23 protein-coding genes are annotated in these 24,958 nt (G+C 68.9%); 11 read left to right on the plus strand and 12 right to left on the minus strand.

Annotated elements, in window-relative coordinates:
- Positions 1-67 precede the first annotated feature (67 nt).
- On the minus strand, positions 68-553 hold the full coding sequence (locus ACFC4D_RS24960) for a dihydrofolate reductase (protein ID WP_376066901.1): 486 nt from the start codon (positions 551-553) through the stop codon (positions 68-70).
- Positions 550-1,353, minus strand: a complete 804-nt coding sequence (locus tag ACFC4D_RS24965; protein WP_364642979.1) for a thymidylate synthase — start codon at positions 1,351-1,353, stop codon at positions 550-552. The genes ACFC4D_RS24960 and ACFC4D_RS24965 overlap by 4 nt, the downstream gene beginning before the upstream one ends.
- 98 nt (positions 1,354-1,451) lie before the next feature.
- Here ACFC4D_RS24965 and cobF point away from each other — a divergent pair, with 98 nt between their 5' ends.
- Entirely contained in the window at positions 1,452-2,216 is a 765-nt protein-coding gene (gene cobF / locus ACFC4D_RS24970; RefSeq protein WP_376066904.1) for a precorrin-6A synthase (deacetylating), read from the plus strand.
- 45 nt (positions 2,217-2,261) lie between these two features.
- Here cobF and ACFC4D_RS24975 read toward each other — a convergent pair whose 3' ends face one another.
- A complete protein-coding gene (locus ACFC4D_RS24975; RefSeq protein ID WP_376066906.1) occupies positions 2,262-3,032 on the minus strand; it encodes a glucose 1-dehydrogenase in 771 nt (256 codons plus the stop codon).
- A gap of 81 nt (positions 3,033-3,113) precedes the next feature.
- On the opposite strand from ACFC4D_RS24975, the gene ACFC4D_RS24980 reads away from it, so the two are divergent.
- The 3 genes from ACFC4D_RS24980 to ACFC4D_RS24990 all read left to right on the plus strand — a co-directional run bounded on the left by ACFC4D_RS24980 (position 3,114) and on the right by ACFC4D_RS24990 (position 4,825).
- Positions 3,114-3,428: a helix-turn-helix transcriptional regulator gene (locus ACFC4D_RS24980; RefSeq protein ID WP_364642502.1), complete on the plus strand. Its 315-nt coding sequence runs from the start codon at positions 3,114-3,116 to the stop codon at positions 3,426-3,428.
- A gap of 101 nt (positions 3,429-3,529) precedes the next feature.
- A complete protein-coding gene (locus tag ACFC4D_RS24985; protein ID WP_375964609.1) occupies positions 3,530-3,907 on the plus strand; it encodes a DoxX family protein in 378 nt (125 codons plus the stop codon).
- 24 nt (positions 3,908-3,931) lie between these two features.
- Positions 3,932-4,825 (plus strand): RNA polymerase sigma-70 factor, encoded by an 894-nt coding sequence (locus tag ACFC4D_RS24990; protein ID WP_376066908.1) that lies wholly within the window; start codon positions 3,932-3,934, stop codon positions 4,823-4,825.
- Here the strand turns inward: ACFC4D_RS24990 and ligA are convergent.
- Positions 4,822-6,813, minus strand: coding sequence for an NAD-dependent DNA ligase LigA (gene ligA / locus ACFC4D_RS24995; protein ID WP_375964613.1), 1,992 nt, complete (start codon positions 6,811-6,813; stop codon positions 4,822-4,824). The two genes, ACFC4D_RS24990 and ligA, sit on opposite strands and share 4 nt — an antisense overlap.
- A gap of 101 nt (positions 6,814-6,914) precedes the next feature.
- Between ligA and ACFC4D_RS25000 the strand changes: the two genes are divergently transcribed.
- Positions 6,915-7,781: an Fpg/Nei family DNA glycosylase gene (locus ACFC4D_RS25000; RefSeq protein WP_376066910.1), complete on the plus strand. Its 867-nt coding sequence runs from the start codon at positions 6,915-6,917 to the stop codon at positions 7,779-7,781.
- Between the two features lie 63 nt (positions 7,782-7,844).
- Here the strand turns inward: ACFC4D_RS25000 and ACFC4D_RS25005 are convergent, their stop codons facing one another.
- The 4 genes from ACFC4D_RS25005 to ACFC4D_RS25020 all read right to left on the minus strand — a co-directional run bounded on the left by ACFC4D_RS25005 (position 7,845) and on the right by ACFC4D_RS25020 (position 12,030).
- On the minus strand, positions 7,845-9,356 hold the full coding sequence (locus tag ACFC4D_RS25005) for a carboxylesterase/lipase family protein (protein WP_375964616.1): 1,512 nt from the start codon (positions 9,354-9,356) through the stop codon (positions 7,845-7,847).
- A 65-nt stretch (positions 9,357-9,421) separates the two neighbouring features.
- Positions 9,422-9,667, minus strand: coding sequence for a DUF2630 family protein (locus ACFC4D_RS25010; RefSeq protein ID WP_364642484.1), 246 nt, complete (start codon positions 9,665-9,667; stop codon positions 9,422-9,424).
- The gene (locus ACFC4D_RS25015; RefSeq protein ID WP_376066912.1) at positions 9,664-11,076 is read right to left on the minus strand and encodes a PLP-dependent aminotransferase family protein; all 1,413 of its coding nucleotides are present in this window, start codon (positions 11,074-11,076) and stop codon (positions 9,664-9,666) included. The genes ACFC4D_RS25010 and ACFC4D_RS25015 overlap by 4 nt, the downstream gene beginning before the upstream one ends.
- A gap of 219 nt (positions 11,077-11,295) precedes the next feature.
- On the minus strand, positions 11,296-12,030 hold the full coding sequence (locus ACFC4D_RS25020; protein ID WP_376066914.1) for a DUF4184 family protein: 735 nt from the start codon (positions 12,028-12,030) through the stop codon (positions 11,296-11,298).
- A gap of 83 nt (positions 12,031-12,113) precedes the next feature.
- Between ACFC4D_RS25020 and ACFC4D_RS25025 the strand changes: the two genes are divergently transcribed.
- Complete coding sequence (locus ACFC4D_RS25025) at positions 12,114-12,803, plus strand: pyridoxamine 5'-phosphate oxidase family protein (RefSeq protein WP_364642475.1); 690 nt, start codon at positions 12,114-12,116, stop codon at positions 12,801-12,803.
- An 80-nt stretch (positions 12,804-12,883) separates the two neighbouring features.
- Here the strand turns inward: ACFC4D_RS25025 and ACFC4D_RS25030 are convergent, their stop codons facing one another.
- Entirely contained in the window at positions 12,884-14,119 is a 1,236-nt protein-coding gene (locus ACFC4D_RS25030; protein WP_376066917.1) for a hypothetical protein, read from the minus strand.
- Between the two features lie 105 nt (positions 14,120-14,224).
- Entirely contained in the window at positions 14,225-14,998 is a 774-nt protein-coding gene (locus tag ACFC4D_RS25035) for a crotonase/enoyl-CoA hydratase family protein (RefSeq protein ID WP_376066920.1), read from the minus strand.
- 65 nt (positions 14,999-15,063) lie between these two features.
- On the opposite strand from ACFC4D_RS25035, the gene ACFC4D_RS25040 reads away from it, so the two are divergent.
- On the plus strand, positions 15,064-15,735 hold the full coding sequence (locus ACFC4D_RS25040) for a TetR/AcrR family transcriptional regulator (RefSeq protein WP_376066921.1): 672 nt from the start codon (positions 15,064-15,066) through the stop codon (positions 15,733-15,735).
- Between the two features lie 11 nt (positions 15,736-15,746).
- A complete protein-coding gene (locus tag ACFC4D_RS25045; RefSeq protein WP_376066924.1) occupies positions 15,747-17,372 on the plus strand; it encodes an isovaleryl-CoA dehydrogenase in 1,626 nt (541 codons plus the stop codon).
- Between the two features lie 9 nt (positions 17,373-17,381).
- On the opposite strand, the gene ACFC4D_RS25050 is transcribed toward ACFC4D_RS25045, so the two are convergent.
- Positions 17,382-17,573: a DNA-binding protein gene (locus ACFC4D_RS25050; RefSeq protein WP_375964634.1), complete on the minus strand. Its 192-nt coding sequence runs from the start codon at positions 17,571-17,573 to the stop codon at positions 17,382-17,384.
- A gap of 98 nt (positions 17,574-17,671) precedes the next feature.
- Between ACFC4D_RS25050 and ACFC4D_RS25055 the strand changes: the two genes are divergently transcribed.
- From ACFC4D_RS25055 to ACFC4D_RS25065, 3 genes are all read left to right on the plus strand, one after another.
- On the plus strand, positions 17,672-19,063 hold the full coding sequence (locus ACFC4D_RS25055) for a DUF1731 domain-containing protein (RefSeq protein ID WP_376066926.1): 1,392 nt from the start codon (positions 17,672-17,674) through the stop codon (positions 19,061-19,063).
- Between the two features lie 311 nt (positions 19,064-19,374).
- A complete protein-coding gene (locus tag ACFC4D_RS25060; RefSeq protein WP_376066927.1) occupies positions 19,375-20,886 on the plus strand; it encodes an MFS transporter in 1,512 nt (503 codons plus the stop codon).
- 33 nt (positions 20,887-20,919) lie between these two features.
- A complete protein-coding gene (locus ACFC4D_RS25065) occupies positions 20,920-22,128 on the plus strand; it encodes an NAD(P)/FAD-dependent oxidoreductase (protein ID WP_376066929.1) in 1,209 nt (402 codons plus the stop codon).
- A gap of 8 nt (positions 22,129-22,136) precedes the next feature.
- Here ACFC4D_RS25065 and ACFC4D_RS25070 read toward each other — a convergent pair whose 3' ends face one another.
- Complete coding sequence (locus ACFC4D_RS25070) at positions 22,137-24,815, minus strand: LuxR C-terminal-related transcriptional regulator (protein ID WP_375964644.1); 2,679 nt, start codon at positions 24,813-24,815, stop codon at positions 22,137-22,139.
- Between the last annotated feature and the right edge of the window lie 143 nt (positions 24,816-24,958).

The raw sequence follows: 24,958 nt of genomic DNA on the forward strand, positions 1-24,958 counted from the left end.
CTACTTCCGGAGCGACCGGCAGATTGGGCCGTTCGTTGCAGGAATTGGCAGAGGTGGAATGCGTGCGTTATCGGTGATACCGCCGGAAGCGGAAACGTGGACCCTTCGCCGATTCGCGCCACGGCTCCGGTGCTGCGGACCATTCCGGGCCGATGGCGGGGGCGTAGCAATCGCCCTCGATCGTCGCGTCCACCTCGGTGACCATCAGTTCGGTGGCGAAAGGCATTGCGGCACGGTAGATCTCGCCGCCGCCCATCACCCACACCGGACCGTCGCCGCTCGCTTCCAGGGCCTCCTCGAGGGAACCCGCGCGCTCGGCTCCCGATGCGGCCCAATCCGTTTGCCGGGTCACCACGATATTGCGGCGACCGTCCAGGGGGCGGAAACGCTCGGGCAGCGAATCCCAGGTGCGCCGCCCCATCACCACGGGATGACCCCAGGTGACTTCCTTGAAATGCGCCATATCCTCGGGCACCCGCCAGGGAATGGCGTTGTCCAAACCGATTACCCCGTCCGGGGTTTGGGCCCAGATCAGCCCGACCCGTCTGCTCACACCGCCACCGCGGCCTTGATGGCCGGATGGTGTTGGTAGCCCTGGATTTCCACATCCTCGTAGGCGTAGTCGAACAGCGTCGGCGCGGGGCGCAGACGCAGGGCCGGGAACGGATACGGTTCGCGGGTCAGCTGTTCCCGCACCTGCGTGAGGTGATTGTCGTAGATGTGCACATCGCCGCCGGTCCAGATGAATTCGCCGGGCTGCAATTCGGTCTGCTGCGCCACCATCAGGGTCAGCAGCGCATAACTCGCGATATTGAACGGCACACCCAGGAACAGGTCCGCGCTGCGCTGATAGAGCTGGCAGGAGAGTTTGCCGTCGGCCACGTAGAACTGGAAGAACGCGTGGCACGGGGCCAGCGCCATTTTGTCCAAATCGGCCACGTTCCACGCCGATACGATCATCCGCCGCGAATCCGGATCGGTGCGCAGGGTTTGCAGCACCTGCGAGATCTGATCGATATGGGTGCCGTCCGGCGTCGGCCAGGACCGCCACTGCACGCCGTAGACCGGGCCCAGATCGCCATCGGCGTCGGCCCATTCGTCCCAGATGCTGACCCCGTGGTCCTGCAACCACTTCACATTCGAATCGCCGCGCAGGAACCACAGCAACTCGTACACGATGGATTTGAGATGCACCTTCTTGGTGGTGATCAGCGGAAAGCTTTCGGACAGGTCATAGCGCAGCTGATGCCCGAAAATACTGCGGGTACCGGTACCCGTGCGATCCGCTTTCGGGGTGCCGGAATCCAGCACCAGCCGCAGCAGATCCTCGTATTGGGTGTCATGCGGGGCGATGCTCTGGGGGTCTCGAGAGGCGCTGTCCACGCTTGCCAACCTTACGCACGCCCCGCCCTCGCGTATGACACCCTTCCCGCCTGGCATGCTGTGGCGCTGTGCGCAAGCTCTATGTGATCGGAATCGGCGCCGGTGATCCGGACCAGGTGACGGTGCAGGCCGTCAAGGCCATGCGCCGCACGGACGTGTTCTTCGTGATCGGCAAAGGGGCCGAGAAGCGGGAACTCGAGGATGTCCGGGCGACCATCCTGGCCGAATACGCGGATCAGCCGCACCGGGTGGTGCAGGTGCTCGATCCGCCGCGCGATCGCAGCGTGCCCGGGGTCGGCGCGGACAGCGCGTACCGCGGGGTCGTCGAGGACTGGCACGAGGCGCGAGCCGGACTGCTGGAACAGGCCTTCGCGGAAACCGAAGGCGTGGGCGCGATTCTGGTGTGGGGCGATCCCTCGCTGTACGACAGCACGCTGCGCGTGGTCGAACGGGTGCTCGAGCGCGGGCGGATCGGCTTCGACTACGAGGTGATTCCGGGCATCACCAGCGTGCAGGCGCTGGCCGCCGCGCATCGCATGGTGTTGCACGAGATCGGGGAACCGCTGCACATCACCACCGGGCGGCGATTGCGCGAAGAGGGTTTGGCCGCAGGGCAATCCACGCTGGTGATGCTGGACGGGGATTGCTCGTTCACGCAGATTCCCGGTGATGACATCTACATCTGGTGGGGCGCGTACCTGGGCATGCCGGATGAGGCGATCATCGAGGGCCCGCTGCGCATCGTGGAGAGCCGCATCACCCGCCGCCGCGCCGCGCTGCGCGAATCCAAGGGCTGGATCATGGATATCTACGCACTGCGGCGCAACGGCTGAGCGGATGCGACGGTTGAGCGGCGCGACCGAGGCTGTGTCTCGCGGCTAGATCTGCGCCGCCGAGGTCGCGGTGATCAGGCCGCCGTCGACGAGCAGATCCTGCGCGGTGATGTAGGAGGCTTCCGCCGAGGCCAGGAAGGCGACCGCCGCCGCGACATCCTCGGAGGTGCCCAGGCGCGCGGCGGGCACTCCCACCGTGACCGATGCCTGGATCTCGGGCGACGCCTCGGCGAAGAAGGCCGGGGTGGCGGTGTAGCCGGGGCTCACCGAATTGACCCGGATACCGCGCGGGGACAGCTCCGATGCCAGGGTCCGGGCCAGATTGTGCACGGCGGCCTTGGTCGCCGAGTAGAGCGCCGCGCCCGGACTGCCGCGGTGCAGTGCGAAGGACGCGTTGATCACGATCGAGGCGTTGTCGGCGAGCAGCGGCAGCGTCTTCTGAATGGTGAAGAAGACGCTCTTGAAATTGATGTCCAGCACGCGGTGGTATTCGGCCTCGGTGACATCGGCGAACGCTTGGAACGCACCGATTCCCGCGTTCGCGAAGACCACGTCGAGGTGGCCGAAGCGGTCGGCGATCGCATCGGCGAGCAGCTCCAGATCGGCGATGTTCGCGGCGTCACCCGGTACCGCCAGCACTCGATCCCCGGCATTCAACTGCTCGACGGCGGCATCGAGCCGCGCCTTGTCCCGCCCCGTGACGACCACGCTCGCGCCCTCGTCCAGTAGCCGCCGCGCGGTGGCCAGGCCCATTCCGCTGCTGCCGCCGGTAATGAGCGCGATCTTGCCGTCGAACCGGGAACCGTTGGCTGACATGGCGAATCCTCCTACTGTTGAATTGTTCAAAGACTTACGTACAGTTCAACTGTTTGTCAACAGTGGAGGTATTCTGGGGCCATGATGACGGCACATCCGGAACGATCGCAGATCCAACTCGCGAACGTCCTTGCCGCCGTGGGGAATCCGCTCCGGCTGCAAATCGTGCAGGCGTTGCAGGACGGCGGCGAACACACCTGCGGTTCGATCATCGACGGGGTTCCCAAGTCCAATCTGACCCACCACTACCGCGTGCTGCGCGATGCTGGTCTCATCTGGCAACGCCCGTGCGGCCGCGAAACCTTCCAATCCCTGCGCCGCGACGACCTCGACGCCCGCTTCCCCGGGCTGCTCGACACCCTCCTGGACGCCGCCCGCCGCGACGCCGAGGTCTGAACTGCCGTTTCTCCCGATCCGAGTGATCTGGCTCACCCGCTGTCACAGCGCTCAGCGACGCGGTGTCTTGTGCCCGAACACCCCGAAAGAGGAGAAACGCCATGAACGTCGCACTGTGGATCGCCACCGGCCTGCTGGCCTTCGTCGCCCTGATGAGCGGCACGATCAAAACCGTCATGCCGCAGGCGAAACTGGCCGAAGCCCCGGGCGGGGAATGGACCGCGGGCGTCAGCGCCGGGGCGGTCAAGGCGCTCGGACTGGTCGAGATTCTCGCCGCCGTCGGACTGATCCTGCCCGCGGTGCTCGATATCGCACCGGTAATGGTGCCGGTGACCGCGGTCTGCTGGATCGCGCTCATGATCGGCGCGATCATCACCCACCAGCGGCACCACGACGGGCCCGTGGTGGTGCTGAACTTGATCTACCTCGCGCTCGCCGTGTTCATTGTGGTGGGGCGCTTCGGTATCGCGCCCTTCTGATCGACCTCGAAGAAGGACTCCGCTGTGCGCGACCCCGTCACCGATCCGGCCACCGCGGCCTTCGTCGCGCACCGCAATCTGCTCTTCACCGTCGCCTACGAAATGCTCGGTTCGGCCGCCGACGCCGAGGACATCGTGCAGGAGACCTGGCTCCGCTGGGCCGAGGTGGATCTGGGGCAGGTGCTCGATCAACGCGCCTACCTGGTGCGCATCACCACCAGGCAGGCGCTCAACCGGCTGCGCACCCTGAGCCGCCGCCGGGAGTCCTATGTCGGGCCGTGGCTGCCCGAGCCACTGTTGACCACACCGGATGTGGCGCTGGATGTCGAACTCGCCGAGAGTGTTTCGACCGCGCTGCTGCTGGTTCTGGAAACCCTGTCGCCCACCGAGCGCGTGGTCTTCGTACTGCGCGAGGTCTTCGATATCGGGCATGACGAAATCGCGGAGGCGGTCGGCAAGACCCCCGCCGCCGTGCGGCAGATCGCGCATCGCGCCCGGGAACATGTGCAGGCCCGCCGCCCGCGGGCTGTCGCGTCCCCGAGTCAGACCCGGGCGGCGCTGGAATCGTTCCGTCAGGCGCTGGAAACCGGGAACCCGCAGGGTCTGCTCGAGGTGCTCGCACCGGACGTGGTGCTGTTGAGCGATGGCGGCGGCTTCAAGCAGGCGGCGCTGCGGCCCGTCATCGGCTTCGAGAACGTGTCCCGGTTCATCGTCGGCGGTATCGGCAAATCCACCGCCGTGCTCACCGTCGAACCCATTGTGGCCAATGGCAATCCGGCGCTGGCATTGCACCTGGACGGTGAGCTCGACGGTGTCATGTCACTGCGCGTCGACGGTGACCGCGTGGTCGGCCTCTACTACATGCGCAATCCGGAGAAGCTTTCCGGCATGCGGCATGCGACCACGCTGCGCCGCTAGACGACCTTGGCCTCGATCAGCAGGTTCCAGATCTCGCCCTGGTCGACGACTTCCACGCCGAGTTTCTCGGCCTTGGCCAGTTTGCTGTCACCGACGCCCGCGCCGGTGATGAGCATGTCGGTGTTCGCCGAGACCGAGGAAGCGGCTGTGGCACCGGCCTTTTCGCAGAGGCGCTGGAAGGTCGGGCGGGCGACCTTCTCGCCGGAGCGGGGGTCGGCGATCGCGCCGGTGATCACCACGGTCTTGCCCGCCAGGGGTGCGCCCGCGGCGACGACCGGGGGCAGATCCTCTTCGCGCACATCGAGATTGACGCCGAGTCCGCGCAGGCGATCCAGTTCCGGGCGCAGTCGGGTGAGGTGGGCGACCAGCGAGGCCGCGACCTTGGGGCCGATATCCTCGACCGCCACCAGGCGTTCCTCATCGGAGTCGGCGACCTCCTCCAGGGAGCCGAATCCGGATCGGGCCAGGCGGGCGGCGGTGCCGTCCGAGGCCATGGGAATGGCCAGGCCGATCAGGGCGCGGCGCAGGCCGACCTCGCGGCTGGCATCGATGGAATCGATCATGCGCTGCGCGGAAACCTCACCGACGCGGTCGAATTCGAGCAGGCGCTCCTTGGTCAGGGTGTAGAAATCCGACGGGTTCTCCAGATCGCCCGCCTCCGCGAGGCGTTCGATCCACACCCCGCCGATGGCATCGATATCCGCGGCCGCGCGCGAGGCCCAGTGGATGAGTCGCCGCACGGTCTGCGCGGGGCAGGAAACGTTGGTGCAGAACAGTTCTCGGCTATTGCCCTGTTCGGTGACCGGTTGCCCGCAGGACGGGCAGACGGTCGGGGGAACGATCTCGATCTCCGCACCCGTGCGCTTGGCGGCGTCGAGCACGCCCGCGACGAACGGGATGACATCGCCCGCGCGGCGCACCAGCACCGTGTCACCGACCTTGATATCGCGGGCGCGGATCACCTCCTGATTGGCGAGCGTCGCTTTGGTGACCGTGGTGCCACCCACGAAAACCGGCTCCAGCCAGGCCACCGGGACGATCTTGCCGGTCTTGCCGACATCCCAGATGACCTCGCGCAGCAGGGTGGTCTTCTCCTCGGCGGCGAACTTGAACGCGAGCGCGCCGCGCGGCGAATTCGATCGGGTTCCGGCCGCCGCGTAAGCATCTCGATCGGCCAGTCGCAGCACCGCGCCGTCCAGGTCGTAGTCCAGATCATTGCGGCCCTGCTCGATCGCGGTGATCGCGGCCTGCGCCTGTTCGGCGTCATCGCAATGCCGCATCTGCGCACCGGCGATGCCGAGCGCGCGCAGGCCCTCCTCCAGATCGACCGCGGCGTCATCGGTTTCGGTATCGAGGTCGAAGCCGAAGAATTGCAGGCGTCGCTCGGCCACGGTCGCGGGGTCCTTCGCCCGCAGCGTGCCGGCGGCGGCGTTGCGCGGATTGATCAGCGGCTTGTCCGGATGCGCCACGTTGTAGGCGGTGAAGGTCGAACGCAGCATGACCGCCTCACCGCGCACCTCCACCCGTCCCTGCGCGTCGATCTTCTCGGGAACGCCGTCGACCAGGGCGCGCACCAGCGGGGTCACATCGTCACCGGTGGTGCCGTCACCGCGGGTCACCGCCCGCGCCAGCCGGCCGTCTTCGTAAACCAGGGACAGCGACAGCCCGTCGAGCTTGGGCATCACCACCACGGACTGCCCGGGGAAGCGATCGAAGAACGCCACCACCTGCTCCGGCTTGGTCGCCTTCTCCAGCGACAGCATCGGCCGCGCATGCCGTACCGGGGCGTGCAGCACCGACGGCGCGCCCACCTGATCCAGCGGATTCGGATCGGGCGTCAGCTCCGGATGCGCCGCGATCAGCCCCCGTAGCTCATCCTCGATCGCGTCGTATTCGGCGTCCGCGACCAGCGGCGAGCCCTGATAGTAGGAATCGCGCAGCGCCACAATCCGGCCCGCGAGCTCTTCGATACGTTCCCCAATTTCCACAGACCGGACGTTACCGATACCCACCGACGTTTCGCCGCCGCATCGCTGCGGTCGCGCGTGTGACCACTGCGGGTGTCGGTGGAGGTCGGTAGGCTGCGGGGGTGCCTGAGCTACCAGAGATTGTGGCGCTCGAGCAGTTTTTGAGCGCGCATGCGGTGGGTGCGGTCGTGGGACGGGTCGATATCGCGGCGCTGAGCGTGCTGAAGACCTTCGATCCACCGGCGACCGCGCTATCGGGGCGGGATGTCACCGGGGCGGGACACTGGGGCAAACATCTCGGGCTCGACTGCGATGGGCTGTGGTTGATCACGCATCTGTCGCGCGGGGGTTGGTTGCGGTGGCTCGACGATCCGTCCGCGACACCGCCCAAACCGGGGAAAGGGCCGCTCGCGCTGCGGGTGCATTTCTTCACTCCGGAGGGGGATACGCCCGCGTTCGATCTCACCGAGGCGGGGACCAAGAAGCGGCTGGCGGTGTGGATCGTGCCGGATCCGCTGCTGGTGCCGAGTATCGCCCGGCTCGGACCCGATGCCATGGTGGTGGGGGAGCCGGAATTCGCGGAGATCCTGAAGAGCACGACGCAGCGGATCAAGAACGCGCTCACCGATCAGACCCTGATCGCCGGAATCGGCAATGCCTATTCGGACGAGATCCTGCACACCGCCAAGCTCTCGCCGTTCGCCAATTCGTCGACGCTGGATCAGGAGCAGGTGGCGCGGTTGTACGCCACCATGCGCGAGATTCTGGCCGATGCCATCGCACGCTCGGTTGGGCAGGATGCCGCACGCCTCAAGGGGGAGAAGCGATCCGGGATGCAGGTGCACGGGCGCACCGGTCTGCCCTGTCCGGTCTGCGGCGATATCGTGCGCGAAGTCGCGTTCGCGGACAAGTCTTTTCAGTACTGTGCCACCTGTCAGACCGGCGGCAAGATTCTCGCCGACCGGCGAATGTCACGGCTGCTCAAGTAGATTCGCGGCCGGTCGAGTGACACCGCCGAATCACCCGGATGATTCGGCGGTATCGAAGGTCGGCTAAACCAGCGCGGGCAGGTGAACTCCCTGCCAGGCAAGGCGTTTCGCGCGTTCGGGGTCGTTCTCGACTCGCGACGGGTAGTCGATGATCATGGTGGCGCGACGGTCCTCGGTATAGGCGGGCCAGTTCGGCAGGGGTGCGCCGGTGCGGGCGAAGGACAGCCAATTGTCTTGGAACTGACGGGAAACCGCGCGGAAGCCGCGGCCGCCACCGGCGGCGGTGAGCGCCCGGCCGACCGGCGTGGTCGTCGCACCGAAGACCGGGATCAGATCCAGCGCGTGCGTCGCGCCGAAACCCGCGAGTTGCATGGTGCGCGGGGCGAAGTCGTAGCGATAGGCGTACGTCGGCGCGAATCGGCTGTGACCCGCCATGACCTCGAGCGACGGCCGCCAGAAGGTGAAATCGCCGCCCATGCGCACCGTCGTCTTGCGGTCCGGGAAGCCCGGATAGGCCGCGGTGACCCGGGATTCGGCATCGCCGCCCACCTGCTTCAGCACCCAGTGCAGGCGTTCGGGCGTGGTGGGCAGGGTGTCGTCGAAGCGTACGAAGAGCGTGCCCTCATCGCGGTTGGTGCCGATGATCAGCGGCACCCGATGCGCGTTTCCGCTGGTGAAAGCATCCGGAATGGATTGCGGGAGGAAATCGCCGTCGATCTCGGGTGCGGCCGGGAAGATGCCGGGCTGATTCCGCATCACCTCGTTGACCGCGCGATCCACCGCGCGGCGAATGTCATTGGGCCGCGCGCTGAGCAGCGCTTCGGCGGCCGTGCCGGAATCAGCGCCGAGTTTGGCCAGACAGCGCTGTGCGAACAGCTTGGCATCGGCCTGCGACGGCCCCCAGTCCGCGGGCGGACTCTGCGCGATGCCCCGATGGAACAGTCCCGCGGCGGCGGGCGCGGCCATCAGTGCGAGCACCGCGTGCGCCCCGGCGGATTCACCGAAAATGGTGACATTGCCCGGATCGCCGCCGAACGCGGCGATATTGCGCCGCACCCATTCCAGCGCCGCCACCTGATCCCGCAGGCCCAGGTTGGTGTCGAATTGTGCGGTGGCAGTGGAGTATTCGCTGAAATCGACATACCCGAACGCGCCCAGCCGATAGTTCATCGACACCACGATCACATCACCGCGCACCGCCAGCCGCGCACCCGAATACAGGCCCAGCGCGGAGGTGCCGATGAAATAGCCGCCGCCGTGAATGAACACCATGACCGGGCGCGGTGTGGACGAAGGCGCGTTGGGCGCGGTGACATTGAGCGTCAGGCAGTCCTCACCCGTCGGCTGCTGCTGCCGCGCCCCGATCTGCGCACCGCGCCGGTGTTGCATTGCGGCGAAACCGAATTGGGTGGCGTCCCGCACCCCGCTCCACGGTTGCACGGGCTGCGGCGCCCGGAAACGGAGTTCGCCCACCGGGGGAGCCGCGAAAGGAATGGACCGCCAGCGTGACACGCGGCGGCCCTGGGAACCGCGCACGACGCCGTCCGCGGTCTTGATATCGACTGTTGCCACCATCAACCGATGGTAGCGGGGTGCGCGGGTGCGCCGACCGCGAAATTCGGCCAGCTCCACCCTCGGGGCTACTGCAGATAGCCCTCTACCTGGCGGGCGGAGTTGGACTGCGCCTCCTCCGGATTGCGGCCCTGGTCGAGGCGGGCGCGGCGCTGCCGCAGCAGGTCCCAGCACTGATCGAGGGCGACTTCGAGCTCGGCGAGCTGACGGCGTTCGGTCTCCGGGTCGATCTCGCCCTGCGTGTTCTTGGTGCGGAGCTCGTGTTCCTGGTCAACCAGGGTTTTGATGCGCGCGAGGATGTCCTGTTCGCTCATGGGCTCCACTGTACGACGTGCGCCAGCGCATCCCCGGCCAACCGCACCGCGACCGGGAGTTCGGCCCGGGACAGGGCGGCATAGCCGAGCGCGATGCCGAAGTTCTGGCGCGGGCCGCGGGTGTAGCGGCCCAGCCCGTCGAGGTAGACCCCCGCCTGCGCCGCCGCGGCCACGACGGCCTCCTCCTGGGCGGCCGTAGCCAGCGGCACCAGCAGATGGGAGCCCGCGTCGTCACCGCGCACCTCCAGGCCGCGGCGGCGCAATTCCTCGGCGACGAGTGCGCGGCGCGGCGGCATCTCGCGGCGCAACCGGCGCAGATGCCGGGCCAGGTCGCCATTTCGGGCGAATTCCGCCACCACCTGCTGACCGGCGGGGGAGGGGCCGGTGCCGGTGAGTTCGCGATGCGCGCGGATCGCGTCGGTCACGGCCGGGGCCGCCACCAGCCAGCCCACGCCGAGGGTCGGGGTGAGGATCTTGCTGGTGGTGCCCAGGTGTACGACCAGTTCCGGGGCCAGGGCCGCCAGCAGCGGCAAAGGTGAGGTGTCATAGCGCAATTCGCCGTCGTAGTCGTCCTCGATAATGAGAGCGCCGGTGCGCCGGGCGAATTCGACGAGTTCGATGCGGCGGGCTGCGGGCATGCGCGCGCCCATCGGAAACTGGTGTGCCGGAGTGCAATACACCATTTTGGCATCCAGCGGCAGTTGATCGACCCGCAATCCGTCGGCATCCACCGGGACCGGTACCAGGCGAATGCCCGCGGCCTGGAAGGCCCCCGCGGCCCGCGAATATCCGGGATCCTCGATGGCGGCCACATCGCCGGGACGCAGCAGGGCGGCCGCCAGTTCGCCCACCGCCGTACTGGTTCCGGCCGTCGCCAGTACCACGCTGCCGCTCCCGGCCACCAGTCCGCGATGCCGGAGCAGATGCTCCGCGACCGCCGCGAGGTAGTCCGGTTCCCCGGCACGGTCCCTGCGCACCAAGGGATTTCGATCCGCGACCGCGCGCCAGGCCCGTCGCCAGGCAGCCGGATCGATCACCTCCACGCAGGGTGCGCCAGCGCCCAGATCGAGGAGTCCGACGGTCGGATCGGCCCGCTCGGCGGTGGCGGCCTGCGCCGCCACCGGTTCCGGTGCGGCCGTCAGATATGTCCCGGAGCCGTGCCGGCCGCTCAGCCAGCCCTCGGCGTGCAACTGGTCGTAGGCGGCGGTGACCACGGTTCGGCTCACGCCCAGGCGGGCGGCCAGCTCGCGTGAGGACGGCAGCCGATCTCCGCCGCGCAGCGCACCGGTGGTCGCCGCACCGCGTAAACCGTCCGCGACCTGCACCGCGAGCGGCACGCTCGAATCGCGGTCGACAACCAGCGGTAGGTCGTCGACCACCACCGCACGGTTTTTGCCCGCCTCCGTCATGAAAGTGGTCTCCCCGTTGTCCGGAATCCAGTCGGGTTCAGCTTGCCACTGCCGAGGGTGGTCTGGTTCGAGCGCGGGGTGGTGTTTCGCGGTTCGAGCGCGGTGCCGCCGCGCGATCCACAGCGGGTGTGTACAACGAAATCCATTGGGGTGCCGAACGGCGGCTGTGGATAACTGTGGAATCTTCTGGTGTGCAGGTGTTTACGGAACCGAGTTGGTTCACTCCGGCGCGGTGACGGTGTTTCGATCGGGCCGAGTCGCGAAACGCCGCTTGCGCCAGTCGCTTACGGTGACAAGCGCTACCAAGGAGATGAAAAGCATTGCCGCGCCTTGCATTGCGCCGACCAGCAGGTGCCGGACGCAGTCGTAGAGGCTGATGTCCACGACCGGGTCGGTGGCGGCGATGGCGGCACCTATCGCCGCGGCCGTCGCGATTCCCGTGACTACCCACTTCCGTTGCGCTGCTGTCGGTCCGGGCTCGGCGCGGCGGAACCAGCGCAGGGTGAACCAGGTGAGTATGAGCAGTCCGCCGACGGAGGACAGGTAGCCGAAGACGTTGTACACGCGATGCGGGCCGATAACGGACTCGCGCATCGGCTCCCAGTGCTGGACCACCACACCGTCCGTATGGGTGAACGCGTCCCAGGCGAGATGAGTCAGCGCGCCGACCAAGATCGCGGCGCAGGCGCGCCACCAGCTGGTTCGGCTCGGCGCGGCCGACCGGCCGAGCAGGGACAGGACCGGGCGGCGGAGTATCCGGCCCAGTGCGAGCAGGGCCACTCCGAGCAGCAGATCGATCGGGAGCCCGACGGGTGAATGGGTCAGCTCGCCATCCACGCCGATCGGGAGGTAATACGGCATATCGGGAGCGAGACTGCCCGCCACCAGGCCTGGGAGCCAGAGCCTGCGGGCCAGCGGCAGCACCGCGGCCGGATGCGCGAGTGTGAACGGCACGAGTGCTCCCCCGAAAAGTGGTCTTTCATTCTTGCTTCGAATTGGCTATTCAGTAATGCCAATGCGCGCGCGATGCTGGACGTATGACCGAGCCAGCCACCCGGACGCCATTGTCACCCACCCCGCGCAGTGCGCTCAACCGCTCCAGGGAGCGCGGAGCCACCGACCGCGCCGAACTCGACGCGGTGCTCGACGCCGGACTGCTCTGCCACCTCGGCGTGGTACTGGGCGGCAGCCCCGTCGTGATTCCCACTACCTATGGGCGCGAAGGGGACACGCTGTATCTGCACGGCTCCACCGGTGCGGGCAACCTGCGCGCCGCCATGACCGGGGACGTATCCGTGGCCGTCACGCACCTCGACGGCGTGGTCTACGCGCGGTCGGCCATGCACTTCTCGATGAACTACCGGTCGGCCGTAATCCACGCCCGCCCGGTCGAACTCACCGATCCGGAGGAGCGCATGCACGGACTACGGGTGATCGTGGAACACGTGGCTCCCGGCGCGTGGGATGCGGTGCGCTCACCCAACAAGAAGGAAATGGCCGCCACCATGGTGCTCGCCCTCGACCTCACCGAGGCGTCGGTGAAAATGCGCACCGGCGGACCGCGCGATGAGGAATCCGATATCGCCGCGGGTGCGGCCTGGGCGGGTGTGCTGCCGCTGCGTCAGGTGTGGGATGCGCCGGTCGATTCGGCCGATCTCGCGGCGGGAATCGAAGTGCCGGAATATGTTCGGGCGCGTTCGGCGGAGAGCGTGAGCGCGGGATTCTGACGCGAGCGGGCGTCATTCGCGGGTGTGGATCCCGGCCAAAAGCATGCCGGGATGACGGGGGGGTCGGTGGATTTGGGGAGCTACCAGCGAGTTCCGGTGAGGCCGAGGTCTGCCAAAGCCTTGTCCGCCAGGGCGGCGGGGGAGTGGGCGGCGTCGGGGTCGAGGCTTACGACCGAGAGGGTGTAGCTGTCGGCTATGCGGGTGAGGTAGCCGGAGAGGCGGGTGCGGGGGAGGCGGTCTGGGCGCAGGCCGGGGTGGATGGCGCGGGCGGCGACGCCGGTGCAGGGGTGCGGGCCGAGGGACAGCAGTGAGTCGGGGAGGGTTCCGATGTTGGAGCACAGGATGTCTCGTTCGCCCGCGCCCTTGGCCAGGGCGTAGGCCCAGCGGTCGGGGATTACCTGGAGGAGTTCCTCGGGGATGCCGCCGGGGCTGGTCATGCGGTGCTCGTAGGCGGTGCGGGCCTTGTGGCGCAGGGTGGCGGGGGTGTCATCGCGGGTGATGACGATTTCCGTCATGGCCATGTCATTGTCGACGCGCGGTTCGTCACGGGTGTCGACGGGGAGGCTGGCGGTGATGGTGGATTCCTGGAAACCGCTGTCCCACAGCATATTCGCGATGACGTGTACGAAGAGGCTATTCGCGGTGCCGTCATGGGCGACCGCGACCCGATTCCAGTCGCGCGCGGATACCTGCGTGATCGCACTGCGGGTGACCGGCACGGAACGACCATCGGACCACGGTGCGGTCCGATCGCGCGGCGGCTCCGGGCGTTTCGGCAAACCGCGGCGCAGGGCGCGGGCGGTGCCGCCGATGACGGTGGTCCACTGTCGGCGGGCGTCGGCCCAATCCGTATGTCCCGCAACGGGTGCGGCCAGCGGGGTGCCCGCCAGTGCGTGGTCGATGGCCAGGGTCAGTGCGCGGCCGTCGGCGAGGGCGTGCGAGCAGGTCAGCGACATCACGCAGCCGCCCTCGAGCAGTTCGGTCGCGGACACCCGCCAGCCCGGACCTATCTCCGGATCGAGGTCGTCGCCCTGTGCGTCGGCCCAATCCAGCAGTGCCGCAGCGGGAATCGCAGTCTCCGTGAGTGCGGGCGGATGCGCCCACTCGGTGGTCTGCCAGCGCGGCCGCGCCCCCGGCACCCGGGATCGGATCACCCGCCGCCCCAGCGGTCCGGTCCGCAGGGCCGCGTGAATCCGCTCCAGCAATTCCCGATCGACCGGATCGGCGGTACGCCAAAGGCCCTGCAACGCGATCGGGGTACCCATGCCCCGATGCGCGCGCAGGAACATCTCGTCCACCACGCTCAGCCGATCCATCGCAGCGCAGCGTACCGGTCCGGGCCGCGGATCCGCCCGCCCGCGGCCATCGGCGGCTCGCCGGTATCGGTGAGCCGATTCGGACGCGCTTCGCGCGCCGGGAAGTCAGCTGGGCTGACCGTGCCGTCCCGCGCCGGAGGCGAAGCGCTGCGCACCCTCCAGCGCGCCGTCGGCCAGGGCTTTGAGGCCGTGGCGGAGTTCGTTGGTGATGGCGGTCGGCTCGTCCAGGCCGTCCTGTTCCAGCGCGGACATGCGGTCCGAGCGGAGGCAGGTTTGCGGGAGGGCGGCGAGTTGCAGGGCGAGTTCCTCTGCGGCGCGGCGGGATTCGCCGTTCGGGACGACCCGGGTGGCCAGGCCGATCTGCAGCGCCTCGGTGGCGGAGACGGCGCGGCCGGTGAGGATCAGGTCCATGGCGCGGCCGTGGCCGATGATGCGGGGCAGCCGGACAGTGCCGCCGTCGATGAGCGGGACGCCCCAGCGTCGGCAGAAAACGCCGAAAGTACTGTCCTGCTCCGCGATTCGCAGATCGCACCAGAGCGCGAGTTCCAGTCCGCCCGCGACCGCGTAGCCGGAGACGGCGGCGATGACCGGCTTGGACAGGATCATGCGGGTGGGGCCCATGGGGCCGTCGCCGTCCTCGGTGACGACATTGGAGCGTTCGGTGCCGAGCCCCTTCAGGTCGGCTCCGGCGCAGAAGGTGCCGCCGTCGCCCCAGAGCACCGCGACGGCCGCGTCGGGATCGGCGTCGAAGTCGCGGAAGGCGTCGGCCAGCGCCCGGGCGGTGGGTCCGTCGACGGCATTGCGGGCCTCGGGGCGGTGCAGGATCACGGTGGTCACGGGGCCATTGCGTTCGACTCGTACGCTCACGGGCTCGACCATACGCCGTAAATACGGGCGGCGAACAGGTCTTGCGCAAAGAAATGAATCAGTGGTTCACTTCTTGCGTGGCCTACCGCAGAACCCCCGCCGTACAGGCCCGCCTCGATGCCCAGGCCGGATCGATCGTGCGGGCCGCCATGACGGTGCTCTCCCGCGACGGCTTCGCCGGACTGTCCATGGCGGCGGTCGCCGGCGAAGCGGGTGTCGCCACCGGCACCGTCTACAAAACCTTCAGCGGCAAAGCCGAATTGGTCACCGCCGTCTTCCGCGAGGTGGTCACCCGGGAGGTCGCGGAAGTGGCCGCGGCGGGTGGTGCGAGCAGCACCCGAGCCGATGCCGATAGCGCGGACGGCGGGTCGATCACCACCGTCGCCGCTGATCCCGACCTCAGGTCGGCTCGGCAGCGGGTCATCGCCGCCGTCGAAACCTTCGCCGGACGCGCGCTGAAGAACCCCAAATTGGCCTACGTACTCCTCGCGGAGCCGGTGGACGCCGCCGTCGACGCGGAGCGGTTGCGCTTCCGCCGTGCCTTCGCGGAGACCTTCGAAGCCGCAGTGGCCGAGGGCGTGGCCAGTGGTCAACTGCCGCCGCAGGATCCGCGCACCAGCGCCACCGCGCTGGTCGGCGCGATCGGTGAAGTGCTGGTCGGACCGCTCGCCGAACAGTTGGAGAGTGAATCGGTGGTGCCCGAACTCGTCGCCTTCGCGCTGCGCGCGCTCGGCGTGCCCCAGGAATAAGGAGTCCTCGCATGCATACGCATGATGTGTTCAACCAGGCCCCGGACATCGTGCCGTTCGACAATTCGCGCAACCCCGCGCTCATCGAGGGGCTGCATCGCGAGGGCGCGGGCTGGGCCGAGGCCGAAGTGCGCGAACTCGGCGCGCTCGCAGGCGGTGTCGAGGCGCAGGAGTGGGGACGGCTCGCCAACGCGTACCCGCCCGTGCTGCACACCCACGACCGGTTCGGCAATCGCGTGGACGAGGTGGAATTCCACCCGCACTGGCACGATCTGATGAAAGTCGCTGTGGCGCATGGCCTGCACGGCTCACCGTGGCAGGACGAGCGGTCCGGCGCGCATGTGGCGCGCGCGGCCAAGTTCTACACCTGGGGTGTGGCCGACGCCGGGCATATGTGCCCGATCTCCATGACCTACGCGGTGGTGCCCGCGCTGCGGCACAATCCGGAATTGTCCGCGCGCTTCGAACCGCTGCTGGCTTCGCGCGAATACGACTACGGGCTGCGTGAGCCGTCCTCGAAAGCCGGTCTGATCGCCGGTATGTCGATGACCGAGAAGCAGGGCGGCTCCGACGTCCGCGCCAATACCACCACGGCCACACCGCTTTCCGACGGCACGTACCGCATCGTGGGCCACAAGTGGTTCACCTCCGCGCCCATGTCGGATATGTTCCTGACCCTCGCGCAGGCGCCGGGCGGGCTCTCCTGTTTCCTGCTGCCGCGCGTGCTGCCGGACGGTTCGCGCAATACCCTTCGGCTGCAACGCCTCAAGGACAAGCTGGGCAATAAGTCCAACGCGTCCTCGGAGATCGAATACGAGAACGCCATCGGCTGGCTGGTCGGCGCGGAGGGCGCGGGCGTGAAGACCATTATCGAAATGGTCAATATGACGCGCCTGGACTGCGTGATCGGCTCCGCCACCGGTATGCGCGCGGGCGTGGCTTTCGCGGTGCACCATGCCCGGCATCGAAAGGCGTTCGGGGCCAACCTGATCGATCAGCCCGCCATGCGTAATGTGCTGTCCGATCTGGTGATCGAATCCGATGCCGCCACCACCGTCATGATGCGGCTAGCCGGTGCCACCGATCGCGCCGCCGCCGGTGACGAGTCCGAGGCCGCGTTCCGGCGCATCGCCTTGGCCATCACCAAGTACTGGGTGTGCAAGCGCGCCCCCGCGCACGCCGCCGAAGCGCTGGAATGCCTGGGCGGCAATGGATATGTGGAGGAGTCGGGCCTGCCCCGCCTCTACCGCGAAGCCCCGCTCATGTCCATCTGGGAGGGTTCGGGCAATGTTGCGGCCCTGGACGCGTTGCGCGCCATGGCCCGTCAGCCCGAGAGCGTGCAGGCGTACTTCGACGAGGTGTCGCTGGCGCGCGGTGCGAACGCCGCCCTGGATACCGCCATCGACCGCATCGGCAAGGAACTCACCGATCTCGCCGATATCGAATACCGCGCGCGCCGCGTCGTCGAGCAGATGGCGCTGGTGCTGCAGGGCTCCCAGCTCGTCCGGCACGGCAACCCCGCCGTGGCGGATGCCTTCTGCGCCACCCGATTCGGCGGCGACTGGGGCATCGCCTTCGGCACCCTGCCCACCGGCGTGGACACCGCGGCCATTATCGAACGCGGCTTCGTCGCCTGATTCGCGGGATCAGCCGAATGCCAGGCCCTGCTCCGCGAGCGCCGCACCCAGCAGGCGAATCGCCTTGGGTCCGACGCCGTGCAGGGCCAGCAGTTCGGCCTCGGGCACTCCCGCGAGTTGTTCGAGCCGCGAATAGCCCGCGGCGGTGAGGGCTCGGGTCGCCGGCGCACCGATGCCGCGCGGCAGGGGCGAATCGCTCATGGCCCGCAGTGTAGGCCGGGGGACCCGATACGCGTTCGGTTCCCAATGCGACCAAGCCCACGCTTCCGGCCCGGCCCCAGCGGTTATAGCGTCGGTGTATGCCTCGTACAACGATGTACAGCCAGTGGGTCGCCCTTCCGCCCGAGCGGATCTGGGCCGTACTGGGTGATCCGGCTCGCTGGCCCGAATGGAATCCGGCCGTCACCTCGGTGACCCTGCACGCCGCGCCGGGTGCCGGGAGTACGGGCGACTATCTGCCGCGGGGTCGTGCGAACGAGGCGGTGCACGGCCGATTCGCCAAACCGTTCACCATCGCCACCTTCGTGCCCGAGCGGGAACTGACGCTGGAACAGCCCGAACCCGCGGGCACCATGCGATTGCGCTGGACGCTGACCCCGCGCGACGGCGGCACCGAGGTCACGCAGCAGCTCACGTTCAGCGGAGCGTCGGCGGCGGTCGCACGGAAGGTGGTCGGCGGGCTACTCGAGACCGACGCGCACACCTGTTTCGCCCGGCTGGCCCGCCTGGCCGGATTGCGCCCCGCCGCGGACGCGCTCACCGTGGTGATCGCGGGCGGCACCGGCGCGCTCGGCCGCACCCTGGCCGCCGACCTCACCTGCCGTGGCCAGCGGGTGCGCATCCTGACCCGGCGCGCGGTCGCCGAACTGCCGTACGCGCAGTTCGAATGGGATGGCCGCTCGATCGGGGAATGGGCTGCGGCACTGCGCAATCCGGGGCCGACCGCGATCATCAACCTGGCGGGCAAGCTGGTGGACTGCCGTCCCACCGAACGCAATATCGCCGAATTGCGGCGCAGCCGAGTCGATTCCACCGCGGTACTGGTGGAGGCGTCGAAAACCCTGGAACGGCCGATCGCCTACTGGGTGCAGGCGAGCACCACCGCCATCTGGTCCGATGCCGGTGAAATCCGCTGCACCGAAAGCACTCCGCTGCCGGACCCGGGACTGCCGCAGATGACCGGCGTCGCACAACCGTGGGAGGAAGCCTTCGAAGGCGCGAACGCCGAACACCGCACCGTCCTGCGCACCTCCATCGTGCTCGATCCGGACGCACCCGCCATGAAGCGACTGGTGGCCCTCACCAAGGCCGGACTCGGCGGCAGCGTCGGCCCCGGCACCCAGTGGTTCAGCTGGATCCACCTCGACGATTGGCTGGGCATCGTGCGCGCCGCCCTGGGCCTGGATCCGACCGTGACCCTGCCCGATGGAATCGTGGTGGCCGCCACCGACTTCCCGGTGCGCAATAAAGAGCTGATGACAGCGCTGCGGCGGCAATTGCGCCGCCCCTGGTCACCGCCCACCCCGGCGGCGGCGCTCACCATCGGCGCGATCTTCCTGCGCACCGATCCGGCGCTGGGCCTGACCGGACGGCACGCCACCTCGGAGGTGCTGCGGCACAGCGGATTCCGCTTCCGCTATCCGACCCTGGACGAAGCGCTGAGCGATCTGCTGCCCGCCCGCACGAAATAGCGGCGAACCAGAACGCCCCCGGACATCGAGATGTCCGGGGGCGTTCCGGTTTCGGGGAAGGCGGCCGGAATCCCAGGCACCCGAGCGGGATTCGACCGCTGCCGCCTCCATAACTATCGGCTATGGCGAACCGGATCGGAGGGTTTCGCCGGGATTGACACCCGATCGGACTGCTTCCGAGGGCAGTGACCTGCCAGATTAAGGCATTCGTCCGATACCGCCCCGGCCCGCGCGCCCCTAGCGTTCACGGTGCGGTACACCGCCCCGATCGGGCCCATCGTGCCGCTGTTGTGAGAGAAAGGGTTTGGCCGATGGACATCGCCGCCCAGCGTGATCCGCGCCGCTGGCTCATCCTGATCGTGCTGTGCCTGAGCACCATGGTGCTGGTCATCGACACCATGTCGCTAACCGTGGCGGTCCCGGCCATCGCGCGCGAGCTGGACGCGGACGCGGCGCTGATCCAGTGGGTGCTGGACGCGTACACGCTGGTCTTCGCGGGTCTACTGCTCACAGCGGGCAGCCTGGGCGATCGCTACGGGCGGCGCCGGGTCATGATCATCGGCCTGCTGCTGTTCGGCGCGGCCTCACTGGCCGCCGCCCTGGCCGCGAATCCGGAACAGCTGATCGCGGCGCGGGTCGGCATGGGCATCGGCGCGGCGATCATCATGCCGGGCACGGTATCCATCCTGACCACCGTCTTCGCCGCGGACGAACGCTGTCGCGCCATGGCGGTCTGGGGCGGTGTCTCGATGCTCGGGCTCATCGGCGGACCCATCCTGGCGGGTGCGCTCATCACGCAATTCGGATGGGGCGCGGTCTTTCTGATCAATGTGCCGATCACCGTGGTGGCGGGCATCGGGGCGCTGGCGCTGCTGCCCGAATCCCGGGGGCCGTGGCGTACGCCCGATCCGATCGGCGCGGTGCTGTCCGTGCTCACCACCGTCACCTTCGTCGCCGCCGTCATCGCCTGGCCGCGGCACGGTTTCGACGGCCACACCGCACTGCTGCTGGTCACCGCGTTCGCCGGTGCGATCGGCTTCATCGCCTGGGAGCAGCACACCACCGCGCCCATGATCTCGCCGCGCCTGTTCCACGAGCGGAACTTCACCGGCGGCGGGATCTCGCTGCTGCTGGTGCAGCTCGGCAATGGCGGACTGCTGCTGGTGCTCACCCAATATCTGCAATTCGTGCGGAACTACTCGCCCGCCGAGGTCGGGCTGACCTTCCTGCCCATGGCCCTGGCCTCCCTGCTGTGCAACGGCATCGCGGTCCGGCTGGGCGCGCGGATCGGCGGCGGCACGCTCATCGGCGCCGGAATGCTGGCCATGGCGGCCGGATCGGCGCTGCTGGCCGAACTCCCCGAACACGGACCCGGCTTCACCGTGCTGGCGCTGTGCGTACTCGGCGCGGGCAGCGGACTGGCCGTACCGGCGGCGGTCGCCATGCTCGCGGGCACCCTCCCGCCCGCCGACGCCACGCTCAACGACAGCGTGCAGCAGGCGGGCGCGGCCCTCGGCGTGGCCCTGCTCGGCAGCCTGCTCGCCGACCGCTTCAGCGCGCGCATGCCCGAGAACGCCCCGGAAGCCGTGCGGCACTCGCTCATCGGCGCACTCTCCGAGGCCGCGCGCACCGAGGACACCGGCCTGACCGCCCTCGCGCACCGGGCCTACGGCGCGGCCGTGCACAGCACCTTCCTGACCGCCGCCGCCGGAATCGCGGTCGCCGCCATCGTCGTGCTCACCGTGCTGCGCGAACGGAAACCGCAGAGCCAGTGCGATTTCGAGAACGCCGGCGTGCCACGGGCGGCGCACCTAGCGGGCTGAACCGCACACACGACCGCCGAGAGGGGAGAGACCATGAGCATCAACCACCACGTCGTGGTGCTGGGCGCCGGATACGCGGGCATGATGAGCGCGCTGCGGCTGTCCCGCCGGATGCGGCATCGCGGCGATGTGCACATCACGCTGGTCAACCCGTCCCCGCGCTTCACCGAACGCCTGCGCCTGCATCAGCTCGCCGCCGGGCACACCCTGTACGACCTGCGGATCGAACACCTCGTCGACGGCACCGGCATCGAATTCATCTGCGGCACCGCGACGGTCATCGACACCGAGATCCGGCAGGTGCGCGTGGAAACCCTCGGCCGGGTGCGCGTGCTCGACTACGACACCCTGGTCTACGCGCTCGGCGGCATCACCGAGGTGAACGCGGTGCCCGGCGCCGATCAGCACGCCTATCCGCTCGATACGGTGCGACAGGCCGCTACGGTGGCTCGGCGGCTCGCCGACCTGCCCGCCGATGCCGCGGTCACCGTCTGCGGCGGCGGGCTCACCGGTGTCGAGACCGCCGCCGAGATCGCGGAAGCCCATCCCGGACTGCGGGTTTCACTGATCAGCAATGGCGAGCCCGCCGCCGCGCTGAGCCCCGCGGCCCGCGCGCACGTGTACGACCGCTTCGACCGGCTCGGCGTACGGGTGCGGCGCGGCATGGTGACCAAGGTGCTGCCCGACGCCGTCGAACTGAGCGCGGGGGAAACGACCGACCTGCTGTCCTCGGACCTCACGCTCTGGACCACCGGGGTGCGCGCGCACGCGCTCGCGGCGGAGTCCGGAATCGGCACGGACGCGGCGGGACTCATCGTCACCGATCCCAGTCTGCGCGCGCGGACGCATCCCGATATCTACGCCGCGGGCGATGCCGCCGCCATCCGGCAGAACTGGGGGCAGGTGCACGCGACCGCGCAGAGTGCGGTGCCTTCCGGTGCGCACGTGGCGGATTCGATCGCCCGGCAACTGAATGGCAAGGAGCCCAAGCCGTTTCGCTTCGGCTACCGGTATCGAGCGGTCAGCCTCGGCCGCGGCGACGGCGTCGTCGGATTCGTGCGCGCCGACGGCGCACCCCGCCGCCGGGTGCTCACCGGTGAGTCGGGGGTGCGCTACAAGGAGCTGGTCAGCGCCCGGCCGCCCCGGGTGTTCGCGCACACCACGGGGCTTTTCGGCCTGCTCCGACCCACGGGGGCGACCAAGGGCGGCCGGGCCACCCGCAAGCCCGCCGGCGGCCGGTGATGCAATATTCAGTCCAGGCGCAACCGGGCCAATTCCACCCGGCTGGTGACGCCGAGCTTGCGGAACGTCCTGGACAGATGATGACCGACGGTCTTGGGCGACAGGAACAGTCCCGCGCCGATTTCCTTATTGGTCGCGCCGGTGGCCGCCAACCGCGCCACCTGCAACTCCTGCGGGGTCAGATCGGCGACCGGACCGCGCGAACCCTCCGGAATCGCGCTCGCGCCCGCGGCCCGCAATTCCTGCCGGGCCCGCTGCGCCCACGGCTGCGTCCCCAGCCGCTCGAAGATATCGAGCGCCTCGCGGAGTTCGGTGCGCGCGGCGTCATTGCGCCGTTCCCGCCGCAGCCATTCACCGTAGAGCAGACCCGAGCGCGCGCGATCGAACCATCGGGTGCCGATATCGTGCAGATCCATTGCGCGCGCGAAGGATTCGGCGTCATTGTGCAGCAGCCCGATACTGCGCCGCAGCAGCGCCTCCGCCCACGGCGCCTCCAGCGCCTTCGCCCACAGCCGCAGCTCATCGAGCGAATCCGTCACTCGCTCCGGCTGATTGAGGCGAACCGCGCATTCGATGCGATCGGCCCGCACCACCAGCCACTGCGCGGGCTGACTGGTGGGCACCTCGAGCAGTGCGTCCAGCCGGTCCAGCGCCTCGGCCCAGCGGCCCGCGCCCATATCCGAAAGCGCCAGCGCCCAATCGAAGTGGGCGCGATGGGTGGAGGCCAGATCGGTGCGCGCGAACGCCGAATCGGCCAGCTCCCGGCAGCGCTGCTCGGCACCGGACACCGCCGCGAGCATGGCCAGGTTCATATCGGCGTGCACCATTCGAATGGGCTGATCGGTGTTCTCGGCGATCCGCCTGCCCTCCGCGGAGAGCAATTCCGAATCGCGGAACCGGCCCGCCAGGAATTCCACCTGCCCCAGCATCAATTCGACCGGGGCCAGCCAGCCCAATCTGCCCTGCGCACGGCACAATTCGCTCAACTCCACCAGAATCCCGCGCGCGACCTCGACGTCGCCGATCACGATCGCCTGGGTGGCCAGCACGAAACGCACCGCCGGTTCATGATGCCGAATCTGCTCCGGCAGCAGGCTATTGCCGCGCAGCAGGGCGATACCCGCCGACGGATCGGGTTCCAGCAGGGCCAGCGTGCCGTCATAGGCGCCCAGGAACTTGTCCCGGTCCGGACTCGGCGGCAAACCCGCGAGCATGCCCCGCGACACCCGCATCCCCGCGATATCACCGTTCGTCCAGGCCACCCGGCCCGCGTCCAACAGCATGGCCGCGGCCCGCAATGGTTCGGCCACAGCGGTTTCCGCCGCACCCTCCTGCAACAGCCGCAGCGCGGTGGCGGGGGAGCCGTGCTCGAATTCGATATGCGCGAGCACCGAGTACAGCCGGGCGTGATGCACCGGATCCCCGGTCAGCTCCCGGGCCTGCCCGGCCAGCCGCCGCGCCCGGGCGAACTGCCCGGCATCCGCGGCGGTCTCCACCGCCCGCACCAATCTGCGGGCGCGATCGGCCGGATCGGGGGTGAGCCGCGCCGCCCGCTCCCACGCGGTCGCCGCCGCACCGTGCCCGGTCCGCACACAGGCCCGCTCGGCAGCGGCTTCCAACAGCGCCGCAACGGATTCCACCGGTCCGGTGGTCGCGGCGGCCAGATGCCAGGCATGCCGATCCGGATCCGCCGCCAGCGCGACGGCCAGGGCCGCGTGCACGGTGACCCGATCGGATTCGGTCGCCGAGCGATAGGCCGCGGCCCGCAACAGCGGATGCCGGAAGGCCACGGACTGCCCGGTCACCGTCAGCATGGTGCTGTGCTCCGCCTCGGCCAGCGGCTCCGGGCCGATACCCAGGGCGGAAAGCACGCGCAGCACCACGCCGAGTTCACCCCCGGCATCGGCGGCCGCCACCAGCAGCGCCAGCCGTGCCCGCGCCGACAGATGCGCGATATGACCCTGATAGCCGGACAGCAGCCGTTCGGACAGCGCAGGCGGACCCACCGGCACCGAATCCAGGTTCATACCGGGCAATTCCAGCAGCGCCAGCGGATTACCCGCCGACTCCTCCACCACCCGATCCCGAATCTCCATGGGCAACTGCGGCATTCGATCCGCCAGCAGCGCCCGGGCCGCCTCGGTGTCCAGGGGCGAGAGCGTCAACAGCGGCAGCGCGGGCGCGGAGAAATCCGGGCGACCCGCGAAAAGTATGGCCACACCCTCGTTTCCGAGCCGCCGCGCGGTGAACATCAGCGCGTCGATGGATGGCTGATCCACCCACTGCGCGTCATCCACCAGCACCAGCACCGGTCCCAGCGCCGACAACTCCGCCAGCAGCGACAGCGTCGCCAGACCGACCAGGAACCGCTCCGGATGCGCCGCGTCCTCCAGACCCAGCGCACCGCCCAGCGCCAGCCGCTGCGGCTCCGGCAGCAGATCCCGCAGATGCAGCGCGGGCTCGAGCAACTGCCGCAAGCCCGAGAACGCCAATTCCGCCTCGGTCTCCATCCCGGTGCAGCGCAGAATCCGCCACTGCGGGTCCACCAGCTCCCGCGCCCGCGCCAGCAGCGCCGACTTACCTTCCCCGGGACCGGCGATCAACGCCAGCACCCCGCTCCGCCCCCGCCCGGCCTCCGAAAGCACCGCTCCGATCCGCTGTTCTTCCCCCATCCGGCCGTACAGCACCCAGAAAACCTATCCGCTCGGCCCGACACCATTCGCCGCGAGGCTCCGGCCGGCCGCCGCGGCTGCCTACCGCGCCGGTCGATCACCGAAGTCTCGAAGCACTCTCATCGCGGCCCGATGTGGCCGTATTCGCGACCACGGGG

The organism is Nocardia sp. NPDC056000 (assembly GCF_042269265.1).
Lineage (GTDB): Bacteria > Actinomycetota > Actinomycetes > Mycobacteriales > Mycobacteriaceae > Nocardia.

What these genes read in the sequence shown, in the direction of transcription:
- ACFC4D_RS24975 (WP_376066906.1), bottom strand. Translation starts at nt 3,032, where the DNA reads ATGTCAGCCAACGGTTCCCGGTTCGACGGCAAGATCGCGCTCATTACC.
- ACFC4D_RS24980 (WP_364642502.1), top strand. Translation starts at nt 3,114, where the DNA reads ATGATGACGGCACATCCGGAACGATCGCAGATCCAACTCGCGAACGTC.
- ACFC4D_RS24985 (WP_375964609.1), top strand. Translation starts at nt 3,530, where the DNA reads ATGAACGTCGCACTGTGGATCGCCACCGGCCTGCTGGCCTTCGTCGCC.
- ACFC4D_RS25005 (WP_375964616.1), bottom strand. Translation starts at nt 9,356, where the DNA reads ATGGTGGCAACAGTCGATATCAAGACCGCGGACGGCGTCGTGCGCGGT.
- ACFC4D_RS25010 (WP_364642484.1), bottom strand. Translation starts at nt 9,667, where the DNA reads ATGAGCGAACAGGACATCCTCGCGCGCATCAAAACCCTGGTTGACCAG.
- ACFC4D_RS25015 (WP_376066912.1), bottom strand. Translation starts at nt 11,076, where the DNA reads ATGACGGAGGCGGGCAAAAACCGTGCGGTGGTGGTCGACGACCTACCG.
- ACFC4D_RS25025 (WP_364642475.1), top strand. Translation starts at nt 12,114, where the DNA reads ATGACCGAGCCAGCCACCCGGACGCCATTGTCACCCACCCCGCGCAGT.
- ACFC4D_RS25030 (WP_376066917.1), bottom strand. Translation starts at nt 14,119, where the DNA reads ATGGATCGGCTGAGCGTGGTGGACGAGATGTTCCTGCGCGCGCATCGG.
- ACFC4D_RS25035 (WP_376066920.1), bottom strand. Translation starts at nt 14,998, where the DNA reads ATGGTCGAGCCCGTGAGCGTACGAGTCGAACGCAATGGCCCCGTGACC.
- ACFC4D_RS25045 (WP_376066924.1), top strand. Translation starts at nt 15,747, where the DNA reads ATGCATACGCATGATGTGTTCAACCAGGCCCCGGACATCGTGCCGTTC.
- ACFC4D_RS25050 (WP_375964634.1), bottom strand. Translation starts at nt 17,573, where the DNA reads ATGAGCGATTCGCCCCTGCCGCGCGGCATCGGTGCGCCGGCGACCCGA.
- ACFC4D_RS25055 (WP_376066926.1), top strand. Translation starts at nt 17,672, where the DNA reads ATGCCTCGTACAACGATGTACAGCCAGTGGGTCGCCCTTCCGCCCGAG.
- ACFC4D_RS25060 (WP_376066927.1), top strand. Translation starts at nt 19,375, where the DNA reads ATGGACATCGCCGCCCAGCGTGATCCGCGCCGCTGGCTCATCCTGATC.
- ACFC4D_RS25065 (WP_376066929.1), top strand. Translation starts at nt 20,920, where the DNA reads ATGAGCATCAACCACCACGTCGTGGTGCTGGGCGCCGGATACGCGGGC.